The organism is Planococcus ruber, assembly GCF_022819085.1.
GTDB lineage: Bacteria > Bacillota > Bacilli > Bacillales_A > Planococcaceae > Planococcus > Planococcus ruber.
On sequence record NZ_JALHAG010000010.1, the window covers coordinates 26,441 to 42,525 of the forward strand.

Here is a 16,085-nt window from a genome sequence, read left to right on the forward strand (position 1 = left end):
AATTCCTCCTCTTTCGATTGATCCGTTTTAAACCACGGCTGCTTTTGTTTTCTGCCCTTCTTTTACCAACTGGCGATTCACTGCATTTAAGTAAGCTTTTGCTGTAGCTTCCAAGACATCTTGTGCTACATCCCGCCCGGTGACGACTTCACCGTTATACGTCATGTTGACAACTGCTTCACCAAGTGCATCTCGTCCTTTGCCGATTGATGTGACCCGGTAATCCAAGATATGCGCTTCTCCTGCCACGACTCGCTCTAACGTATTGAAAATCGCTTCCACTGATCCAGCGCCGGTCGCTGCTTCCGTCACCAATTCACCGTTCGGATGAGTGGCTGATACCGTCGCTGTCGGGATGTTGACGGAACCGTAATGCACTTGCACACTTTCCAACTCGTAAACCGCCACTTCTTTTTCATTGATTTGCTGATCCGTCAATAAAACAAACAAATCGTCTTCTACAATTTCTTTTTTGCTATCTGCTAATTTCTTAAATTCCGCAAAAGCTTTGTTCAGCTTTTCGTCCGTCAATTCAAAGCCCATTTTAACCGCACGGTCTTTGAAAGCATGTCTGCCGGAATGTTTGCCAAGCACCAATTCCGTCGATGCATCGCCAATCAATTCTGGCGTAATAATTTCATACGTTAACGGATTTTTTAGCATCCCGTCCTGGTGGATGCCGGATTCATGGGCAAAGGCATTTTTGCCGACGACCGCTTTATTAGGTTGGATCAAACTTCCCGTCAATTGGCTGACCAATTGGCTGGTCCGTTTGATTTCTTTTAATTGAATGCCGGTTTCCGTTTGATAGATTTTATTGCGGATATGCAGTGCCACTGCAATTTCTTCTAAGGCAACGTTCCCGGCCCGCTCTCCGATGCCGTTAATTGTTCCTTCCACTTGCGTCGCACCGTTTTCAATGGCGGCTAATGTATTCGCTGTCGCCATTCCTAAGTCATTATGGCAATGCGCCGACAGCTTGACGTTTTCAATCCCGACGACGTTTTCCTGGATGTAGCGGAACATCGCACCGTATTCTTCCGGTGTGGCATATCCGACCGTATCCGGAAGGTTGATCGTTGTCGCTCCGGCCGCGATGACTTTACGAATAATATGAGCCAAAAATTCCGGGTCCGACCGAGACGCATCTTCTGCTGACCACTGGACAAGCGGGAAATACTTGCGGGCGTATTTGACCGACTCTACCGCAATCTCGACGACTTGGTCAGGTGTTTTCATTAATTTATGTTCCATATGGATCGGCGATGTCGCGAGGAAAATATGGACATGTGGCTGTTCGCCGCCTTTTAGCGCTTCCCATGCTGTGGAGATATCTTTTTCAACCGAACGGGCAAGGCCCGTTACGATTGAATTTTTAACGGTATTCGCAATGCGTTGGACCGCATCGAAATCGCCTGGGGAAGCTGCCGGAAAGCCGGACTCAATGATCGTTGCGCCAAATCGTTCCAATTGGCGGGCAATCTCAATTTTCTCAGCAGTGTTTAAGTTAATCCCAGCCGACTGTTCGCCGTCCCGAAGTGTTGTATCAAAGATGTCAATTTTGCGCACTGGCGACCACCTCTTTTGTTTTTGTCTTTTTGCCTTCGTTGACGAAAGGCATCATGGCACGAAGTACGCGCCCGACTTGTTCGATTTGATGTGTTTCTTCCGCTTTTTCGATGGCTGTAAATTCCGGGCGGTTCAATTGATTCTCAAGCAGCCAGCCTTTAGCGAATTTGCCTGTCTGGATATCCGTCAACACATCTTTCATACGTTCTTTGGTTGCCGCATCCACGACGCGGGGGCCTGAAACGAAATCGCCCCACTGAGCAGTATCGGAGATCGAGTAGCGCATGCCTGAAAGCCCGCCTTCATACATCAAATCGACGATCAATTTCAATTCATGCATACATTCGAAGTAAGCAACTTCCGGCTGGTACCCTGCTTCCACTAAAGTTTCAAACCCGGCTTTCACTAATGACGTAACCCCACCGCAAAGCACTGCTTGTTCTCCGAATAGATCCGTTTCTGTTTCTTCTTTAAAAGAAGTTTCCAGTACTCCTGCACGTGCAGCCCCAATTCCTTTTGCGTAGGCAAGCGCTACTTCCTGGGCTTGTCCCGACACATCTTGATGGATGGCGAACAGTGCCGGCACTCCAGCTCCCGCTTCATATGTACGGCGAACAAGATGGCCCGGCCCTTTTGGTGCTACTAAGAATACGTCAACATCTTCCGGGGCCACGATTTGATTGAAGTGGACGTTAAAACCGTGAGCGAACACTAAAGACTTTCCAGCCGTCAATGCCGGTTTGATTTCTTCGTTGTAGATTTTCGTTTGCTTTTCGTCCGGTACTAAAATCATGATCACATCTGCCGCTTGCGCCGCTTCTGACACTGTCGTGACATTCATCCCATCTTCTTGTGCTTGTTTAAATGATTTTCCGTGTCTTACTCCGACGACTACATTAAAGCCAGATTCTTTTAAGTTTTGTGCATGTGCATGTCCCTGTGAACCATATCCGATGATTGCGATGGTCTTCCCTTTTAGTACTTCCTCGTTTACGTCTTGGTTATAATACATTTTTGCCATTTTCATTTCCTCCTCGGGTTTGTGGGTTTCGTTTTACAAAATCGATAATTGTGCTGTATGTGTTTTCTGGGTTTCACGAACAAACGCAGATACGCCGGTTCTCGTTAACTCCTTGATGCCATAAGGCCGCATTAAATCAATAAAGGCTTCAATTTTCTCGGGATCGCCGGCCACTTGGAAGGTGGTCACGTTTTTGCTCATATCCACTACCGTTGCCCGGAACGGTTCAACGATGCTGTAGATTTCATTTCTTGCTGCCGGCGGCGTGACCACTTTGATTAACGCGAGTTCTCTCATCACCATCGCTTTGTCGGTGATATCATTTACCTTGATCACGTCAATTTGCTTTTGAAGCTGCTTTAATAACTGCTCCAGCTTGCCTTCATCTTCCACATTCACGACAAAGGTCATTTTTGACATTCCGGGCTGCTCGGTATGTCCGACTGAAATGCTTTCAATATTGAACTGCCTTTTCATCAAAAGCCCTGTCACCCGATTTAAAACGCCGCTTTGGTTGATTACCGTTGTTGTGATGACTCGTTTCATTCGATTTTCACCCCGATCATTTCATTCAGCCCTTTGCCTGGTGCAACCATTGGATAAACGCATTCCATCTGAACCACTCGGCAATCAATTAAAGCCGGTTCATTTGAAGCGAACGCCTCTGCAAAAACCGCTTCCGCTTCTTCTAGCGTTTCGACTTTATACCCTGGCACATCATATGCCTGAGCCAACTTCACGAAATTTGGCTGCACATGGATCAGAGACTGCGAATACCGTTCCTCGTAGAACGTTTCTTGCCATTGCCGGACCATTCCAAGGCTTTGATTGTTCAAAATGATGATTTTCACTGGAAGCCGCAATTCCTGCAGCAGCGATAACTCCTGAAGTGTCATTTGGAAACCCGCATCTCCGACAATGGAAATGACTTGGTCATTCGGTCTTGCAAGCTGGGCGCCGATGGCTGCCGGGAAACCGAATCCCATCGTCCCAAGGCCGCCAGACGTTACCCAGTTGTGCGGATGATTGAATTTATAATATTGGGCCGTCCACATCTGATGCTGACCGACGTCTGTCGTCACGATCGCATCTCCTTTAGTCAACCGCTGGATCAATTCAACCGCTTGTTGTGGAAGAATGCCTTTTTCTTCATCCACTTTGTAGCAAAGCGGATATTCTTCTGAGTTTGCGGTCAGCTTGTTTAGCCATTCCGCTTTTTCTGAGGTTTCGAAGTTTTGTTCCAGCAATGCTTTTAACGCCTCTTTTGCATCCGCTACAATCGGAATCGCCGTCGGCACGTTTTTGCCGATTTCTGCCGGGTCAATATCTACATGAATCACTTTGGCGTTCGGAGCAAAATGTGCTAGGTGGCCTGTCAGACGATCATCAAAGCGGGCTCCAATATTCAACAACACATCACATTCGCAAATCGCGGTATTCGCGGTATACGTTCCGTGCATTCCAGCCATCCCAAGAAATAAAGGATGATTTCCTTCTACCGTGCCAAGCCCGAGCAATGTGTTCGTTATCGGAATTTGATGCCGTTCAATAAATTCTTTTAGCTCTTCCGTGGCTTGAGCTGCAAGTACCCCTGCACCCGCCAAGATCAAAGGCTTTTCAGCTTTTGATAAAAGCTGGACTGCTTTCTGGATTTGCAGGTAATTTGGATGCGTCGTCGGCTGATAGCCCGGAAGATTTACTTCTGATTGTTCTTCATGGCCCTTAAACAGTGCATTTGAGATGTCTTTTGGAACATCTACCACTACCGGTCCTGGCCGCCCCGTAGAAGCGATATAAAAAGCTTCTTTGATAATCCGCGGGAAATCTTCCACATTTTTTACTTGGTAATTATGCTTTGTAATCGGTTGTGTAATGCCGATGATATCGGCTTCTTGGAAAGCATCTGTCCCGATGACGGTGCTGGCAACTTGTCCGGTAAATACAACCAACGGCAGCGAATCCAACATCGCATCTGCAATTCCGGTTACCAGGTTCGTGGCTCCCGGCCCTGAAGTTGCAATCACCACTCCCGGTTTTCCTGACACCCGAGCATATCCTTCAGCGGCATGGATGGCACCTTGCTCATGTCGTGCAAGCACATGCCGGATCGGGTTTCGATGCAAAGCATCGTAAATCGGCAGCACCGCTCCTCCAGGGTAACCAAAGATGATGTCCACACCTTGCTCTTTCAAAGATTGAATCAGGATATCAGCCCCACTGCCTTTCAGTTTCTGTTCTGCTTTTTCTTCCACTTCTACATTTACTCCCAATCTTTCCGCCTCCTTTTGGATTATGTCTTCGGTAGAATAAAAAAAGCTTTTTCATCCTACACAAAGAAACTTGTTCTTTGTATAGGGATGAAAAAGCTTCATGGTACCACCCTATTTCGCTGCGCAACCGCAGCCTCATGGATAAGTTGAACTTATCCTTTGATAACGATAGCTTACTCAAACCAGCTACCGGGAATGCCTAAACGGGATGAACCTTTCAGCATTCCACTCAGAGGGGATGTCGCTAATGGCAGTAATGCCGGCTTCCACCCATACCGGCTCTCTGTGATTACAAATCCCATTAACTTTAACCTCGTCATCGAATTTTTTATCTAATTATCACACTACGTTTAGCTGTTCGGAATACACTTTAACGCCATCTTGCTGAACGAGTTCTCGGAATGAACCAAGCAAGTCATTCGTTACAGGACCAGGAGTTCCATCTCCAATCACTCGGCCATCTACTTTGACTACGGCGATCACTTCTGCAGCAGTTCCGGTTAAGAAGACTTCGTCCGCCACATATACGTCGTGTCTTGTAAAGACGCCTTCTTGAATGTCATATCCTTTCTCAGCAGCCACTTCCATAATGGCATTTCGAGTAATCCCTTCAAGTGCCCCGACATAACCCGGAGGCGTAAGCAATTTGTTCTTTCTAACGATGAATATATTGTCGGCCGATCCTTCTGCAACGTACCCTTGGTCGTTGAGCATAAGCGCTTCAGAAACGCCGGCAAGATTAGCTTCGATTTTCACTAGAATATTGTTCATGTAATTTAAGGATTTTACTTTTGGACTTAAGACATCTGAGCGGTTTCTTCGTGTCGCCACCGAAACAATTTCAATGCCTTTTTCGTATAATGCTTTTGGAAACAAAGATAAAGCTTCTGCAATTACAATGACGCTTGGCTTGGAACAAGTCTGAGGATCAATTCCTAAGTTCCCGACTCCCCTTGAAACAATCAATCGAATGTAAGCATCTTTTAATTGATTTTGCTGGAGCGTTTCAACAACGAGACTTGTCATTTCTTCAAAAGTATGTGGAATTTCAAGCATGATTGATTTCGCTGAATCGTAAAGGCGCTCCAAATGTTCTTCTAATCGGAATACGTTTCCGTTGTAAGAACGAATTCCTTCGAAGACTCCGTCTCCATATAAGAACCCATGATCATAAACCGAAACTTTCGCATCTTCCTTTTTCACAAATTCACCATTCATGTAGATCACTTGTTGTCCCATGCTTTCCACTTCTTTCTGAAAAAGTTTTGTTTGCCTTAACGTCAAATAATTGCTTCCTGCTAGTAAATTGTTGTTATCATATCGCCTATTCCAAAGGCTGTCAATCGCCTTTGTACGACTTTTTAGTTTATTTCGAATATTATACTTTTATGTATCCGTTTACATTGTAGTGATACCAATGGTTTAAAGAAAAGCAAAAAAAGTAAAATTTTTTTGCACGCAATATATTACATATGCAATAAAATAATTTAAGAGCAGCCAAATGGCTGCTCTTAAATTATAAAAATTTTATTTTTGATGCTAGTCCTGATCTCCAAATTTAATAAAATGATTTCAACATTTATTTTTCCTTTAACTTTAAATAGTGAAAATGTCTTGAAGACCAATCAAACATATTTGACGAATTGTAATATTAAGTGCAACACCCTAAAAAAACAAAAAAGGGCCCATGACAGATTCGTGTAAAATGTAAGTTACCACACCAACACTACACGGAGGTTCTGTCATGAGCTACGTCCATCTTACCATATCTGAACGTGTCAAAATAGAAACCCTCGCGGATTTGAATTACTCGATCCGTGAAATCGCCCGTAAATTGGGACGTAGTCCCTCTACCGTTTCGCGTGAAATGAAACGGTACGAAAGTGAGGGCCCTTATCAAGCCGAATTGGCTCAGGAAGCCTATGCCGGCAAGAAAAAGTGTTGCGGCGCGAAGTCTAAAGGGACCGAAGTAACCGTGGCCATCGTCCAGCAGAAGCTTGACGAGACCTGGTCCCCGGAACAGATCGCCAACCGGCTGTTCGAAGGAAGGCTCTGCTTTAAAACCATTTACCGCTGGATCTATGAAGGAGTGATTCAGGTGCCGCTAACTGTGCTGCGGCAGAAAGGCAAACGGCGGAAACCGCAGGAAACGCGCGGCCGTTTTACCATTGGGACACCGATTGCCAAACGACCGAAAGAGGTCCGGAAACGGGAGACCTTCGGTCACTGGGAACTGGATACCGTTGTCTCCAGCCGTGGAAAAAGCAAAGCCTGTGTCGCTACGTTCATCGAACGGAAAACCCGCTGGTACACCGCCATCAAAATGCCGGACCGTACCTCAGTTTCTATGGAAAAAGCGGTTCATACGTTGTGCCAACGCTTTCCGAAGGAAGGCTTTCTCACGGCGACCACCGACCGGGGCAAAGAATTCAGCTGTTACAGCTCACTTGAAAAAGATCTGAACATCCACGTGTACTTTGCGGATCCGTATTCTTCTTGGCAACGCGGAAGTAACGAAAACGGCAATGGACTTTTGCGTGAATTCTTTCCAAAGAAAACCGATTTCGCCACCGTCAGTGAAAGCGAATTAAACGAAGCACTCCGGCTGATCAATAACCGGCCACGGAAATGTCTGAAGTGGAGAACGGCAAACGAAGCACTCATGGATGAAGTGTTGCACTTAAATTGACAAACTATCTTGCACAAAAAAACCCCTAGCTCATTAAATGAGCTAGGGGTTAAACACTTGCGAATTACTTCTGGATAGAAGCTACAACGCCAGCGCCTACAGTACGTCCACCCTCACGGATAGAGAACTTAGTTCCTTCTTCGATAGCGATTGGAGAGATTAGAGATACAGTCATTTCAACGTTATCTCCAGGCATAACCATTTCTACGCCTTCAGGAAGGTTACAAACACCAGTTACGTCAGTTGTACGGAAGTAGAACTGAGGACGGTAGTTTGAGAAGAATGGAGTGTGACGTCCACCCTCTTCTTTTGAAAGAACATAAACTTCAGCTTTGAAGTCAGTGTGTGGAGTGATTGTGCCTGGTTTAGCCAATACTTGTCCACGTTGTACATCGTCACGAGAGATCCCGCGAAGAAGTGCACCGATGTTGTCTCCAGCTTCAGCATAGTCTAACAATTTACGGAACATTTCTACACCTGTTACAGTAGTAGGTTTTGGTTCTTCAGTAAGACCGATGATGTCAACAGTATCGCCGACTTTAACTTGTCCACGTTCAACGCGTCCAGTTGCAACCGTACCACGACCAGTGATTGAGAATACATCCTCAACTGGCATCATGAATGGTTTGTCAGTTTGGCGTTCTGGAGTTGGAATGTACTCATCAACAGCATTCATCAATTCCATGATTTTTTCTTCCCATTCTGCTTCGCCTTCAAGAGCTTTAAGAGCAGAACCTTTAATTACAGGAATGTCGTCGCCAGGGAAATCGTATTCAGAAAGAAGGTCACGAACTTCCATTTCAACTAATTCTAGCAATTCTTCGTCGTCAACCATATCACATTTGTTCATGAATACAACTAGGTATGGAACACCTACTTGTTTAGACAAAAGGATGTGCTCACGAGTTTGTGGCATTGGGCCATCAGCAGCAGATACTACTAGGATCCCGCCGTCCATTTGCGCAGCGCCAGTGATCATGTTTTTAACATAGTCAGCGTGTCCTGGGCAGTCAACGTGTGCGTAGTGACGAGTAGCAGTTTCGTACTCAACGTGTGAAGTATTGATAGTGATACCGCGTTCCTTTTCTTCAGGTGCGTTATCGATTTGGTCGTAAGAACGAGCTTCCCCGCCTGATGCTTTAGCAAGAACTGTAGCGATTGCAGCAGTTAAAGTTGTTTTACCATGGTCAACGTGACCGATTGTACCAATATTCGCATGTGTTTTAGAGCGATCAAATTTAGCTTTTCCCATTAGAAAAATCCTCCTCGAAATATAAGTTAATTGGTCGTTTGAAGTGCCTGGAATAATAGGGCCCTATTATTCCGAGCATACAAACTATTTATACTTTATTAAAGATCAAAATTCAATTATTGACCTTTATTTTTTTTGATAATTTCTTCAGAAATTGATTTTGGTACTTCTTCATAGTGATCGAAGTGCATTGAGAACACACCACGGCCTTGCGTATTAGAACGCAATGAAGTTGCATATCCAAACATTTCTGCAAGAGGAACCATAGCACGGACAACTTGTGCGTTTCCGCGAGCGTCCATACCTTCTACACGGCCGCGGCGTGACGTAATGTCACCCATGATATCTCCAAGGTACTCCTCAGGAATAACAACCTCAACGCGCATGATAGGTTCAAGGATTACAGGGTTAACCTTAGAGATAGCGTTTTTAAGAGCCATAGATGCAGCTACTTTAAATGCCATTTCGTTCGAGTCAACATCGTGGTAAGATCCATCAAACAATTTAGCTTTGATGTCGATCAATGGATATCCGGCGATAACACCGTTGTCTAGAGAGTCACGAAGACCCGCTTCAACAGCTGGGATGTATTCACGTGGAACAACACCACCAACGATAGCATTTTCAAACTCAAAACCTGCTCCTTCTTCGTTTGGAGAGAACTCGATCCAAACGTGTCCGAATTGTCCGCGACCACCAGATTGGCGTACGAATTTACCTTCAACTTGAGCTGAACTGCGGAATGTCTCGCGGTAAGATACCTGAGGCGCCCCTACGTTAGCTTCAACGTTGAACTCGCGGCGCATACGGTCAACTAGGATATCAAGGTGAAGTTCACCCATACCTGCGATGATCGTTTGACCAGTTTCCTGATCTGTATGCGCACGGAATGTAGGATCCTCTTCTTGCAATTTAGCAAGGGCTTGACCCATTTTGTCTTGGTCCGCTTTTGATTTCGGCTCAACTGACAATGAGATAACTGGCTCTGGGAACACCATGCGCTCAAGGATTACTTGGTGTTTCTCATCACTTAAAGTATCTCCAGTTGAAGTATCTTTTAAGCCGATTGCAGCAGCGATATCTCCGCAATATACTTCAGAGATCTCTTCACGAGAGTTTGCGTGCATTTGAAGGATACGTCCAACGCGCTCACGCTTGCCTTTAGAAGAGTTTTGTACATAAGAACCTGATTTCAAAGTACCAGAGTATACGCGGAAGAATGTTAATTTCCCTACGTATGGATCTGTCATTACTTTAAACGCTAGCGCTGAGAATGGCTCGTCTTCGCTAGGTTTACGCAATACTTCTTCATCAGAATCCGGAAGTACACCAGTCATTGGAGGTACATCCAATGGCGATGGTAGGTAATCAATTACTGCATCAAGCATTAATTGAACGCCTTTGTTTTTGAAAGCAGTTCCGCAAACCACAGGATAAAACTCAACGTCTAATGTTCCTTTACGGATAGCCGCTTTAAGTTCATCAATTGTGAGTTCTTCCCCACCAAGATATTTTTCCATCAATTCTTCGTCAAGCTCAGCAACAGCTTCCACTAATTTAGTGCGCCATTCCTCTGCAAGTTCACGATGAGATTCAGGAATATCTCCTTCAGTGATATCAGTTCCCAAGTCGTTTGCGTAGAAGCGCGCTTTCATTTCTACAAGGTCAATGATCCCTGAGAATTCGTCTTCAGCACCGATTGGCAATTGGATCGGGTGTGCATTCGCTTGTAGGCGGTCATGCAATGTTCCTACAGAATATAGGAAGTCAGCACCGATTTTATCCATTTTGTTGACAAACACAACACGTGGTACACCATATGTTGTTGCTTGACGCCAAACTGTTTCAGTTTGAGGTTCAACACCTGATTGCGCATCAAGAACCGTTACCGCACCATCAAGTACTCGAAGGGAACGTTCAACTTCAACAGTGAAGTCTACGTGTCCAGGAGTATCGATGATATTAACACGGTGGTTTTTCCATGCAGCAGTTGTTGCAGCAGAAGTGATCGTGATTCCACGCTCTTGCTCTTGCTCCATCCAGTCCATTTGAGAAGCACCTTCATGTGTTTCTCCGATTTTGTGGATTTTACCTGTGTAGTACAAAATACGCTCCGTAGTAGTCGTTTTACCGGCATCAATGTGTGCCATGATTCCGATATTACGTGTTTTGTCTAAGGAGAACTCTCTAGCCATGTTGTTTTTCTCCTTCCGTTTCGGATTAAGATGTCATAGACATCTCGAAAGAAATTACCAGCGATAGTGAGCAAACGCTTTGTTCGCTTCCGCCATTTTATGAATATCTTCACGTTTCTTAACAGCTGCACCAGTGTTGTTAGCAGCATCTAAAATTTCATTAGCCAAACGCTCTTCCATTGTTTTCTCTCCACGAAGACGTGAATAGTTTACAAGGTAGCGAAGACCTAGAGTTGTACGGCGTTCAGGGCGAACTTCAACCGGTACTTGGTAGTTAGCTCCACCAACACGGCGAGCGCGAACTTCAAGAACTGGCATAACATTAGCCAATGCTTGTTCGTATACTTCAATCGGATCTTTACCGCTGCGTTCTTTAACTAGTTCAAACGCTCCGTATAGGATCTTTTGTGAAGTACCTCTTTTTCCGTCAACCATCATTTTATTAATTAAGCGTGTCACCAATTTCGAATTATAAATTGGATCTGGCAACACGTCACGTTTAGCTACAGGACCTTTACGAGGCATGTATGTTCCTCCTTTCAAACGAATTCTCTTCGTTATTTCAAGTTATTATTTTTTGACTTTAGGGCGTTTAGTTCCGTATTTAGAACGTCCTTGCATACGGCCGTTTACTCCAGCAGTATCAAGTGCTCCACGAACGATATGGTAACGTACACCCGGTAAATCTTTTACGCGTCCTCCGCGTAGAAGTACAACACTGTGCTCTTGAAGGTTGTGGCCTTCGCCGCCGATGTATGCATTGACCTCAATTTGGTTTGTTAACCGTACACGCGCATATTTACGTAATGCGGAGTTAGGTTTTTTCGGTGTCATCGTACCAACACGAGTACAAACGCCGCGTTTTTGAGGTGAGCTCACGTTAGTCTGAGACTTTTTGAAGCTGTTATACCCTTTGTTCAACGCTGGTGAGTCTGATTTTGTGCTTTTTGGTTTACGAGGCTTGTTAACTAATTGGTTAATTGTAGGCATCGATTTTTTCCTCCTCTCAAAAGGTGTTCTAATACCACATATCCAGGTGGTTCATTTTTTGGGTAAAAACAAAGTCTTTGTGTTTTCTACACAAAAACTGTTATCCAGTAATCGCTACAGCAGCTGCACCAACATGAATGCCATATGCTTTTCCAAGCTTTAATCGTGAATCTGCAAATTCGATCGGAATACCTTTTTCTTGAGCTAGTTGTATAATCTGTTCGGTCATTCGATCGTCCGCGTCTTTTGCCACTATTACCTCTTGGACAATGCCGCTTTTTAATGCTTTTACTGTCTGCTTTGTACCGATGATCGTTTTGCTTGCCTGTTTTACTTTTTCATTAGACATTTGCATATCCTCCAAAGTTTCAGACGGTTAAACCATCAACCCTCAACATATTACCACTCTATTTTAATAGTGTCAACAATATTTCTAAAAAAACCCCGGAGAGTTTAAAAACTCTCCGGAATTCAAATTTTATGATTCTGTTCCGACAATTTCTTCTTGCGCTTGTTTTTCACTTTGCGCAATTTTGATTTGACGGTAACGCTGCATTCCTGTTCCAGCTGGAACAAGCTTGCCGATAATGACGTTCTCCTTCAATCCTAGCAATTCATCGCGTTTTCCTTTGATCGCTGCATCTGTAAGGACGCGAGTCGTTTCTTGGAATGATGCTGCTGACAAGAAGGATTCTGTTTCAAGGGAAGCTTTTGTAATACCAAGAATTACTGGACGGCTAGTAGCTGGCAAGTTGCCTTCTAGAACCGCTTTTTCATTCGCTTCTGTAAATTGGTGAATATCCAAAAGTGAACCTGGCAACAAGTCGGTATCGCCAGCTTCGATCACGCGGACTTTACGGAACATTTGGCGAACCATAACTTCTACGTGCTTATCACCGATTTCTACCCCTTGCATACGGTAAACTTTTTGAACTTCTTTCAATAGGTACACTTGAACAGATTGAACGTCTTTAACTTGCAATAATTGCTTAGGATCAATCGAACCGTCTGTCAATACTTCTCCACGGCGGATTACATCGCCTTCTTGCACTTTCAAACGCGCATTATATGGAGCAAGATATTTACGTGTTTCGACATCGCCTTGAATCGTGATTTCTTTTTGGCCTTCGCGAATTTCATCCACTTCGGTAATCGTACCGTTGATTTCTGAAATGACTGCTTGTCCTTTTGGATTTCTTGATTCGAAAATTTCTTGGATACGCGGAAGACCTTGTGTAATATCGTCTCCTGCAACCCCGCCTGTATGGAATGTACGCATTGTCAGCTGAGTTCCTGGCTCTCCGATTGATTGAGCGGCAATAATACCTACTGCTTCGCCCACTTCAACTTCATCGCCAGTCGCCAAGTTTGTACCGTAGCATTTCTTACAAACGCCGTGCTTTGTATTGCATGTGAACGCAGAACGGATTGTCACTTCTTTTATGCCCGCTTCCATAATCAAACGAGTCAAATCTTGAGTGATCAGTTCGTCTTTCGCTACAATCACTTCTTGTGTTTCAGGGTGGCGGATCGTTTTCTTCGCGTGGCGACCTAAGATACGCTCATCCAGCTCTTCGATCACTTCTGTGCCTTCCATCAATGCTCCAACCAGCAAGCCGCGGTCCGTTCCACAGTCGTTTTCGCGGACAATTGCATCTTGAGCAACGTCAACTAGTCGGCGTGTCAAGTAACCTGAGTCAGCTGTTTTCAGTGCTGTATCAGCAAGACCTTTACGGGCACCGTGAGTAGAGATGAAGTATTCCAATACCGTTAAACCTTCACGGAACGAAGATTTAATCGGAAGTTCAATGATTCGTCCAGCCGGGTTGGCCATCAATCCGCGCATACCAGCAAGCTGTGTAAAGTTGGACGCGTTACCACGGGCTCCGGAATCACTCATCATGTAAATCGGATTCAATTTGTTAAGAGATGCCATCAGTTTTTCTTGGATGATATCTTTCGCATTGCTCCAGTAAGAAATGACACGTGAATAACGTTCTTCTTCAGTAATCAATCCACGGCGGAATTGTTTCATTACTTTATCAACGTTCGCTTGTGCTTCTTCTAGAATTTCCCCTTTATCAGGAAGAACGACGATATCTGCAACACCAACAGTGATTCCTGCTTGTGTAGAATATTTGAACCCAAGACTCTTCATGCGGTCGAGCATTCTAGAAGTTTCCGTAATATGGAAACGTTTGAAGACTTCTGCAATGATTTCTCCAAGAATTTTCTTCTTGAACGGAGTAACTAATTCAGCTTCCGCAAAATAACTGCGGATATCTGTAGTAGTTGGAACAAAGTATTTTGAAGGTGTTTCTACCTGCAAGTTATAATCAGTCGGTTCGTTGATATACGGGAACGACTCCGGCAGAATTTCATTGAAAATGACTTTACCAACAGAAGTCAATAAAAGCATTTTGTTTTGTTCTTCTGTGAATGTCGGGTTTTTAACCGATCCAGCAAGGATTGCAATTCTTGTATGAAGGTGAACATGGCCATTTTGATAAGCGACAAGCACTTCTTCCGGACCAGAGAATGTAGCACCTTCACCAGTAGCTCCTTCGCGCTCAAGAGTTAAGTAATAGTTTCCTAATACCATATCCTGAGACGGCGTTACAACCGGTTTACCATCTTTAGGGTTCAAGATGTTTTGAGCAGCAAGCATGAGAAGACGTGCTTCAGCTTGTGCTTCGGATGACAAAGGTACGTGAACAGCCATTTGGTCACCATCGAAATCGGCGTTGTATGCTGTACATACTAGCGGATGCAGACGGATCGCTTTACCTTCAACAAGTGTCGGTTCAAATGCCTGGATACCAAGTCTGTGAAGAGTTGGTGCTCGGTTCAATAGAACCGGATGCTCCTTGATTACGTCTTCTAATACATCCCAGACTTCTGAATGCAGACGTTCAATTTTGCGTTTCGCACTCTTAATGTTATGGGCAAGTCCGCGCTCAACAAGTTCTTTCATTACGAAAGGCTTGAACAGCTCAATCGCCATCCCTTTCGGCAATCCGCATTGATACATTTTCAAGTTTGGTCCAACAACGATAACCGAACGGCCTGAATAGTCAACACGTTTACCAAGAAGGTTCTGACGGAAACGTCCTTGTTTCCCTTTTAGCATATGAGAAAGAGATTTTAATGGACGGTTACCTGGTCCAGTTACTGGACGGCCACGGCGGCCATTATCGATTAGCGCATCAACAGCTTCCTGAAGCATGCGTTTTTCGTTTTGGACGATGATGCTTGGAGCACCAAGGTCTAATAAACGTTTTAAACGGTTGTTCCGGTTGATTACCCGGCGATACAAGTCGTTTAAGTCGGAAGTCGCAAAACGTCCACCGTCTAATTGAACCATCGGGCGAAGCTCAGGTGGAATAACTGGAAGAACGTCTAGAATCATCCAATCAGGATTGTTTCCTGAGTTACGGAAAGATTCAACAACCTCAAGGCGCTTAATTGCACGCGTACGGCGTTGTCCTTGGGCAGTTTTCAATTCTTCTTTCAATGAATCCGTTTCACGTTCAAGATCGATTTCTTGAAGAAGTCGCTTAATCGCTTCCGCACCCATAGCAGCTTGGAATTTTTTGCCAAACTTATCGCGATATGCACGATATTCTTTTTCTGAAAGAAGCTGTTTCTTCTCAAGCGGTGTATCCGCAGGGTCGATTACTACATAAGAAGCGAAGTAAATCACTTCTTCTAGTGAGCGGGGAGACATGTCCAAAATTAGGCCCATGCGGCTCGGAATCCCTTTGAAATACCAAATATGTGATACAGGGGCTGCAAGTTCAATATGCCCCATGCGTTCACGGCGAACTTTTGAACGCGTGACTTCAACGCCACAGCGATCGCAGACTACGCCTTTATAACGGACGCGTTTGTATTTTCCGCAATGGCATTCCCAGTCTTTTGTAGGACCGAAAATACGTTCACAGAACAAACCGTCTTTTTCTGGTTTTAATGTACGGTAGTTAATTGTTTCTGGCTTTTTGACTTCTCCATAAGACCATGAGCGGATTTTATCGGGTGAAGCTAATCCGATTTTCATATACTCAAAATTGTTAACATCTATCAAGGAGCCTACCTCCCT

General features: G+C 44.6%; 12 protein-coding genes. 1 reads left to right on the forward strand and 11 read right to left on the reverse strand.

From position 1 onward, the window contains the following. Positions 1-27: 27 nt before the first annotated feature. From MTR82_RS12480 to ilvE, 5 genes are all read right to left on the reverse strand, one after another. Positions 28-1,569, reverse strand: coding sequence for a 2-isopropylmalate synthase (locus tag MTR82_RS12480; RefSeq protein WP_246809358.1), 1,542 nt, complete (start codon positions 1,567-1,569; stop codon positions 28-30). Then, positions 1,556-2,590 (reverse strand): ketol-acid reductoisomerase, encoded by a 1,035-nt coding sequence (gene ilvC / locus MTR82_RS12485; protein WP_246809360.1) that lies wholly within the window; start codon positions 2,588-2,590, stop codon positions 1,556-1,558. The genes MTR82_RS12480 and ilvC overlap by 14 nt, the downstream gene beginning before the upstream one ends. 33 nt (positions 2,591-2,623) lie before the next feature. Then, positions 2,624-3,136, reverse strand: coding sequence for an acetolactate synthase small subunit (gene ilvN / locus MTR82_RS12490; RefSeq protein ID WP_052654169.1), 513 nt, complete (start codon positions 3,134-3,136; stop codon positions 2,624-2,626). Beyond that, the gene (gene ilvB / locus MTR82_RS12495; protein ID WP_246809361.1) at positions 3,133-4,860 is read right to left on the reverse strand and encodes a biosynthetic-type acetolactate synthase large subunit; all 1,728 of its coding nucleotides are present in this window, start codon (positions 4,858-4,860) and stop codon (positions 3,133-3,135) included. The genes ilvN and ilvB overlap by 4 nt, the downstream gene beginning before the upstream one ends. 339 nt (positions 4,861-5,199) lie before the next feature. Beyond that, complete coding sequence (ilvE, locus tag MTR82_RS12500) at positions 5,200-6,099, reverse strand: branched-chain-amino-acid transaminase (RefSeq protein ID WP_246809363.1); 900 nt, start codon at positions 6,097-6,099, stop codon at positions 5,200-5,202. 505 nt (positions 6,100-6,604) lie between these two features. On the opposite strand from ilvE, the gene MTR82_RS12505 reads away from it, so the two are divergent. Continuing rightward, the gene (locus MTR82_RS12505) at positions 6,605-7,549 is read left to right on the forward strand and encodes an IS30 family transposase (RefSeq protein WP_246809369.1); all 945 of its coding nucleotides are present in this window, start codon (positions 6,605-6,607) and stop codon (positions 7,547-7,549) included. 64 nt (positions 7,550-7,613) lie between these two features. Here the strand turns inward: MTR82_RS12505 and tuf are convergent, their stop codons facing one another. The 6 genes from tuf to rpoC all read right to left on the reverse strand — a co-directional run bounded on the left by tuf (position 7,614) and on the right by rpoC (position 16,043). Beyond that, complete coding sequence (tuf, locus tag MTR82_RS12510) at positions 7,614-8,801, reverse strand: elongation factor Tu (RefSeq protein WP_052654180.1); 1,188 nt, start codon at positions 8,799-8,801, stop codon at positions 7,614-7,616. A gap of 116 nt (positions 8,802-8,917) precedes the next feature. Further along, a complete protein-coding gene (gene fusA / locus MTR82_RS12515) occupies positions 8,918-10,996 on the reverse strand; it encodes an elongation factor G (RefSeq protein WP_052654182.1) in 2,079 nt (692 codons plus the stop codon). Positions 10,997-11,050: 54 nt separating this feature from the next. After that, positions 11,051-11,521 carry a 30S ribosomal protein S7 gene (rpsG, locus tag MTR82_RS12520; protein ID WP_052654184.1) on the reverse strand — a complete coding sequence of 157 codons (471 nt, stop codon included), beginning with the start codon at positions 11,519-11,521 and terminating at the stop codon, positions 11,051-11,053. Between the two features lie 45 nt (positions 11,522-11,566). Beyond that, positions 11,567-11,986, reverse strand: a complete 420-nt coding sequence (gene rpsL / locus MTR82_RS12525; protein WP_052654186.1) for a 30S ribosomal protein S12 — start codon at positions 11,984-11,986, stop codon at positions 11,567-11,569. Positions 11,987-12,086: 100 nt separating this feature from the next. Then, positions 12,087-12,335, reverse strand: coding sequence for a 50S ribosomal protein L7ae-like protein (locus MTR82_RS12530; RefSeq protein ID WP_052654188.1), 249 nt, complete (start codon positions 12,333-12,335; stop codon positions 12,087-12,089). A 129-nt stretch (positions 12,336-12,464) separates the two neighbouring features. Beyond that, entirely contained in the window at positions 12,465-16,043 is a 3,579-nt protein-coding gene (gene rpoC, locus MTR82_RS12535; RefSeq protein ID WP_481859809.1) for a DNA-directed RNA polymerase subunit beta', read from the reverse strand. Positions 16,044-16,085 lie beyond the last annotated feature (42 nt).

Coding starts and splice junctions, on each gene's coding strand:
- rpsL (WP_052654186.1), bottom strand. CDS start 11,986: ATGCCTACAATTAACCAATTAGTTAACAAGCCTCGTAAACCAAAAAGC.
- fusA (WP_052654182.1), bottom strand. CDS start 10,996: ATGGCTAGAGAGTTCTCCTTAGACAAAACACGTAATATCGGAATCATG.
- MTR82_RS12530 (WP_052654188.1), bottom strand. CDS start 12,335: ATGTCTAATGAAAAAGTAAAACAGGCAAGCAAAACGATCATCGGTACA.
- rpsG (WP_052654184.1), bottom strand. CDS start 11,521: ATGCCTCGTAAAGGTCCTGTAGCTAAACGTGACGTGTTGCCAGATCCA.
- ilvN (WP_052654169.1), bottom strand. CDS start 3,136: ATGAAACGAGTCATCACAACAACGGTAATCAACCAAAGCGGCGTTTTA.
- rpoC (WP_481859809.1), bottom strand. CDS start 16,043: ATGAAAATCGGATTAGCTTCACCCGATAAAATCCGCTCATGGTCTTAT.
- ilvC (WP_246809360.1), bottom strand. CDS start 2,590: ATGGCAAAAATGTATTATAACCAAGACGTAAACGAGGAAGTACTAAAA.
- MTR82_RS12505 (WP_246809369.1), top strand. CDS start 6,605: ATGAGCTACGTCCATCTTACCATATCTGAACGTGTCAAAATAGAAACC.
- tuf (WP_052654180.1), bottom strand. CDS start 8,801: ATGGGAAAAGCTAAATTTGATCGCTCTAAAACACATGCGAATATTGGT.
- ilvE (WP_246809363.1), bottom strand. CDS start 6,099: ATGGGACAACAAGTGATCTACATGAATGGTGAATTTGTGAAAAAGGAA.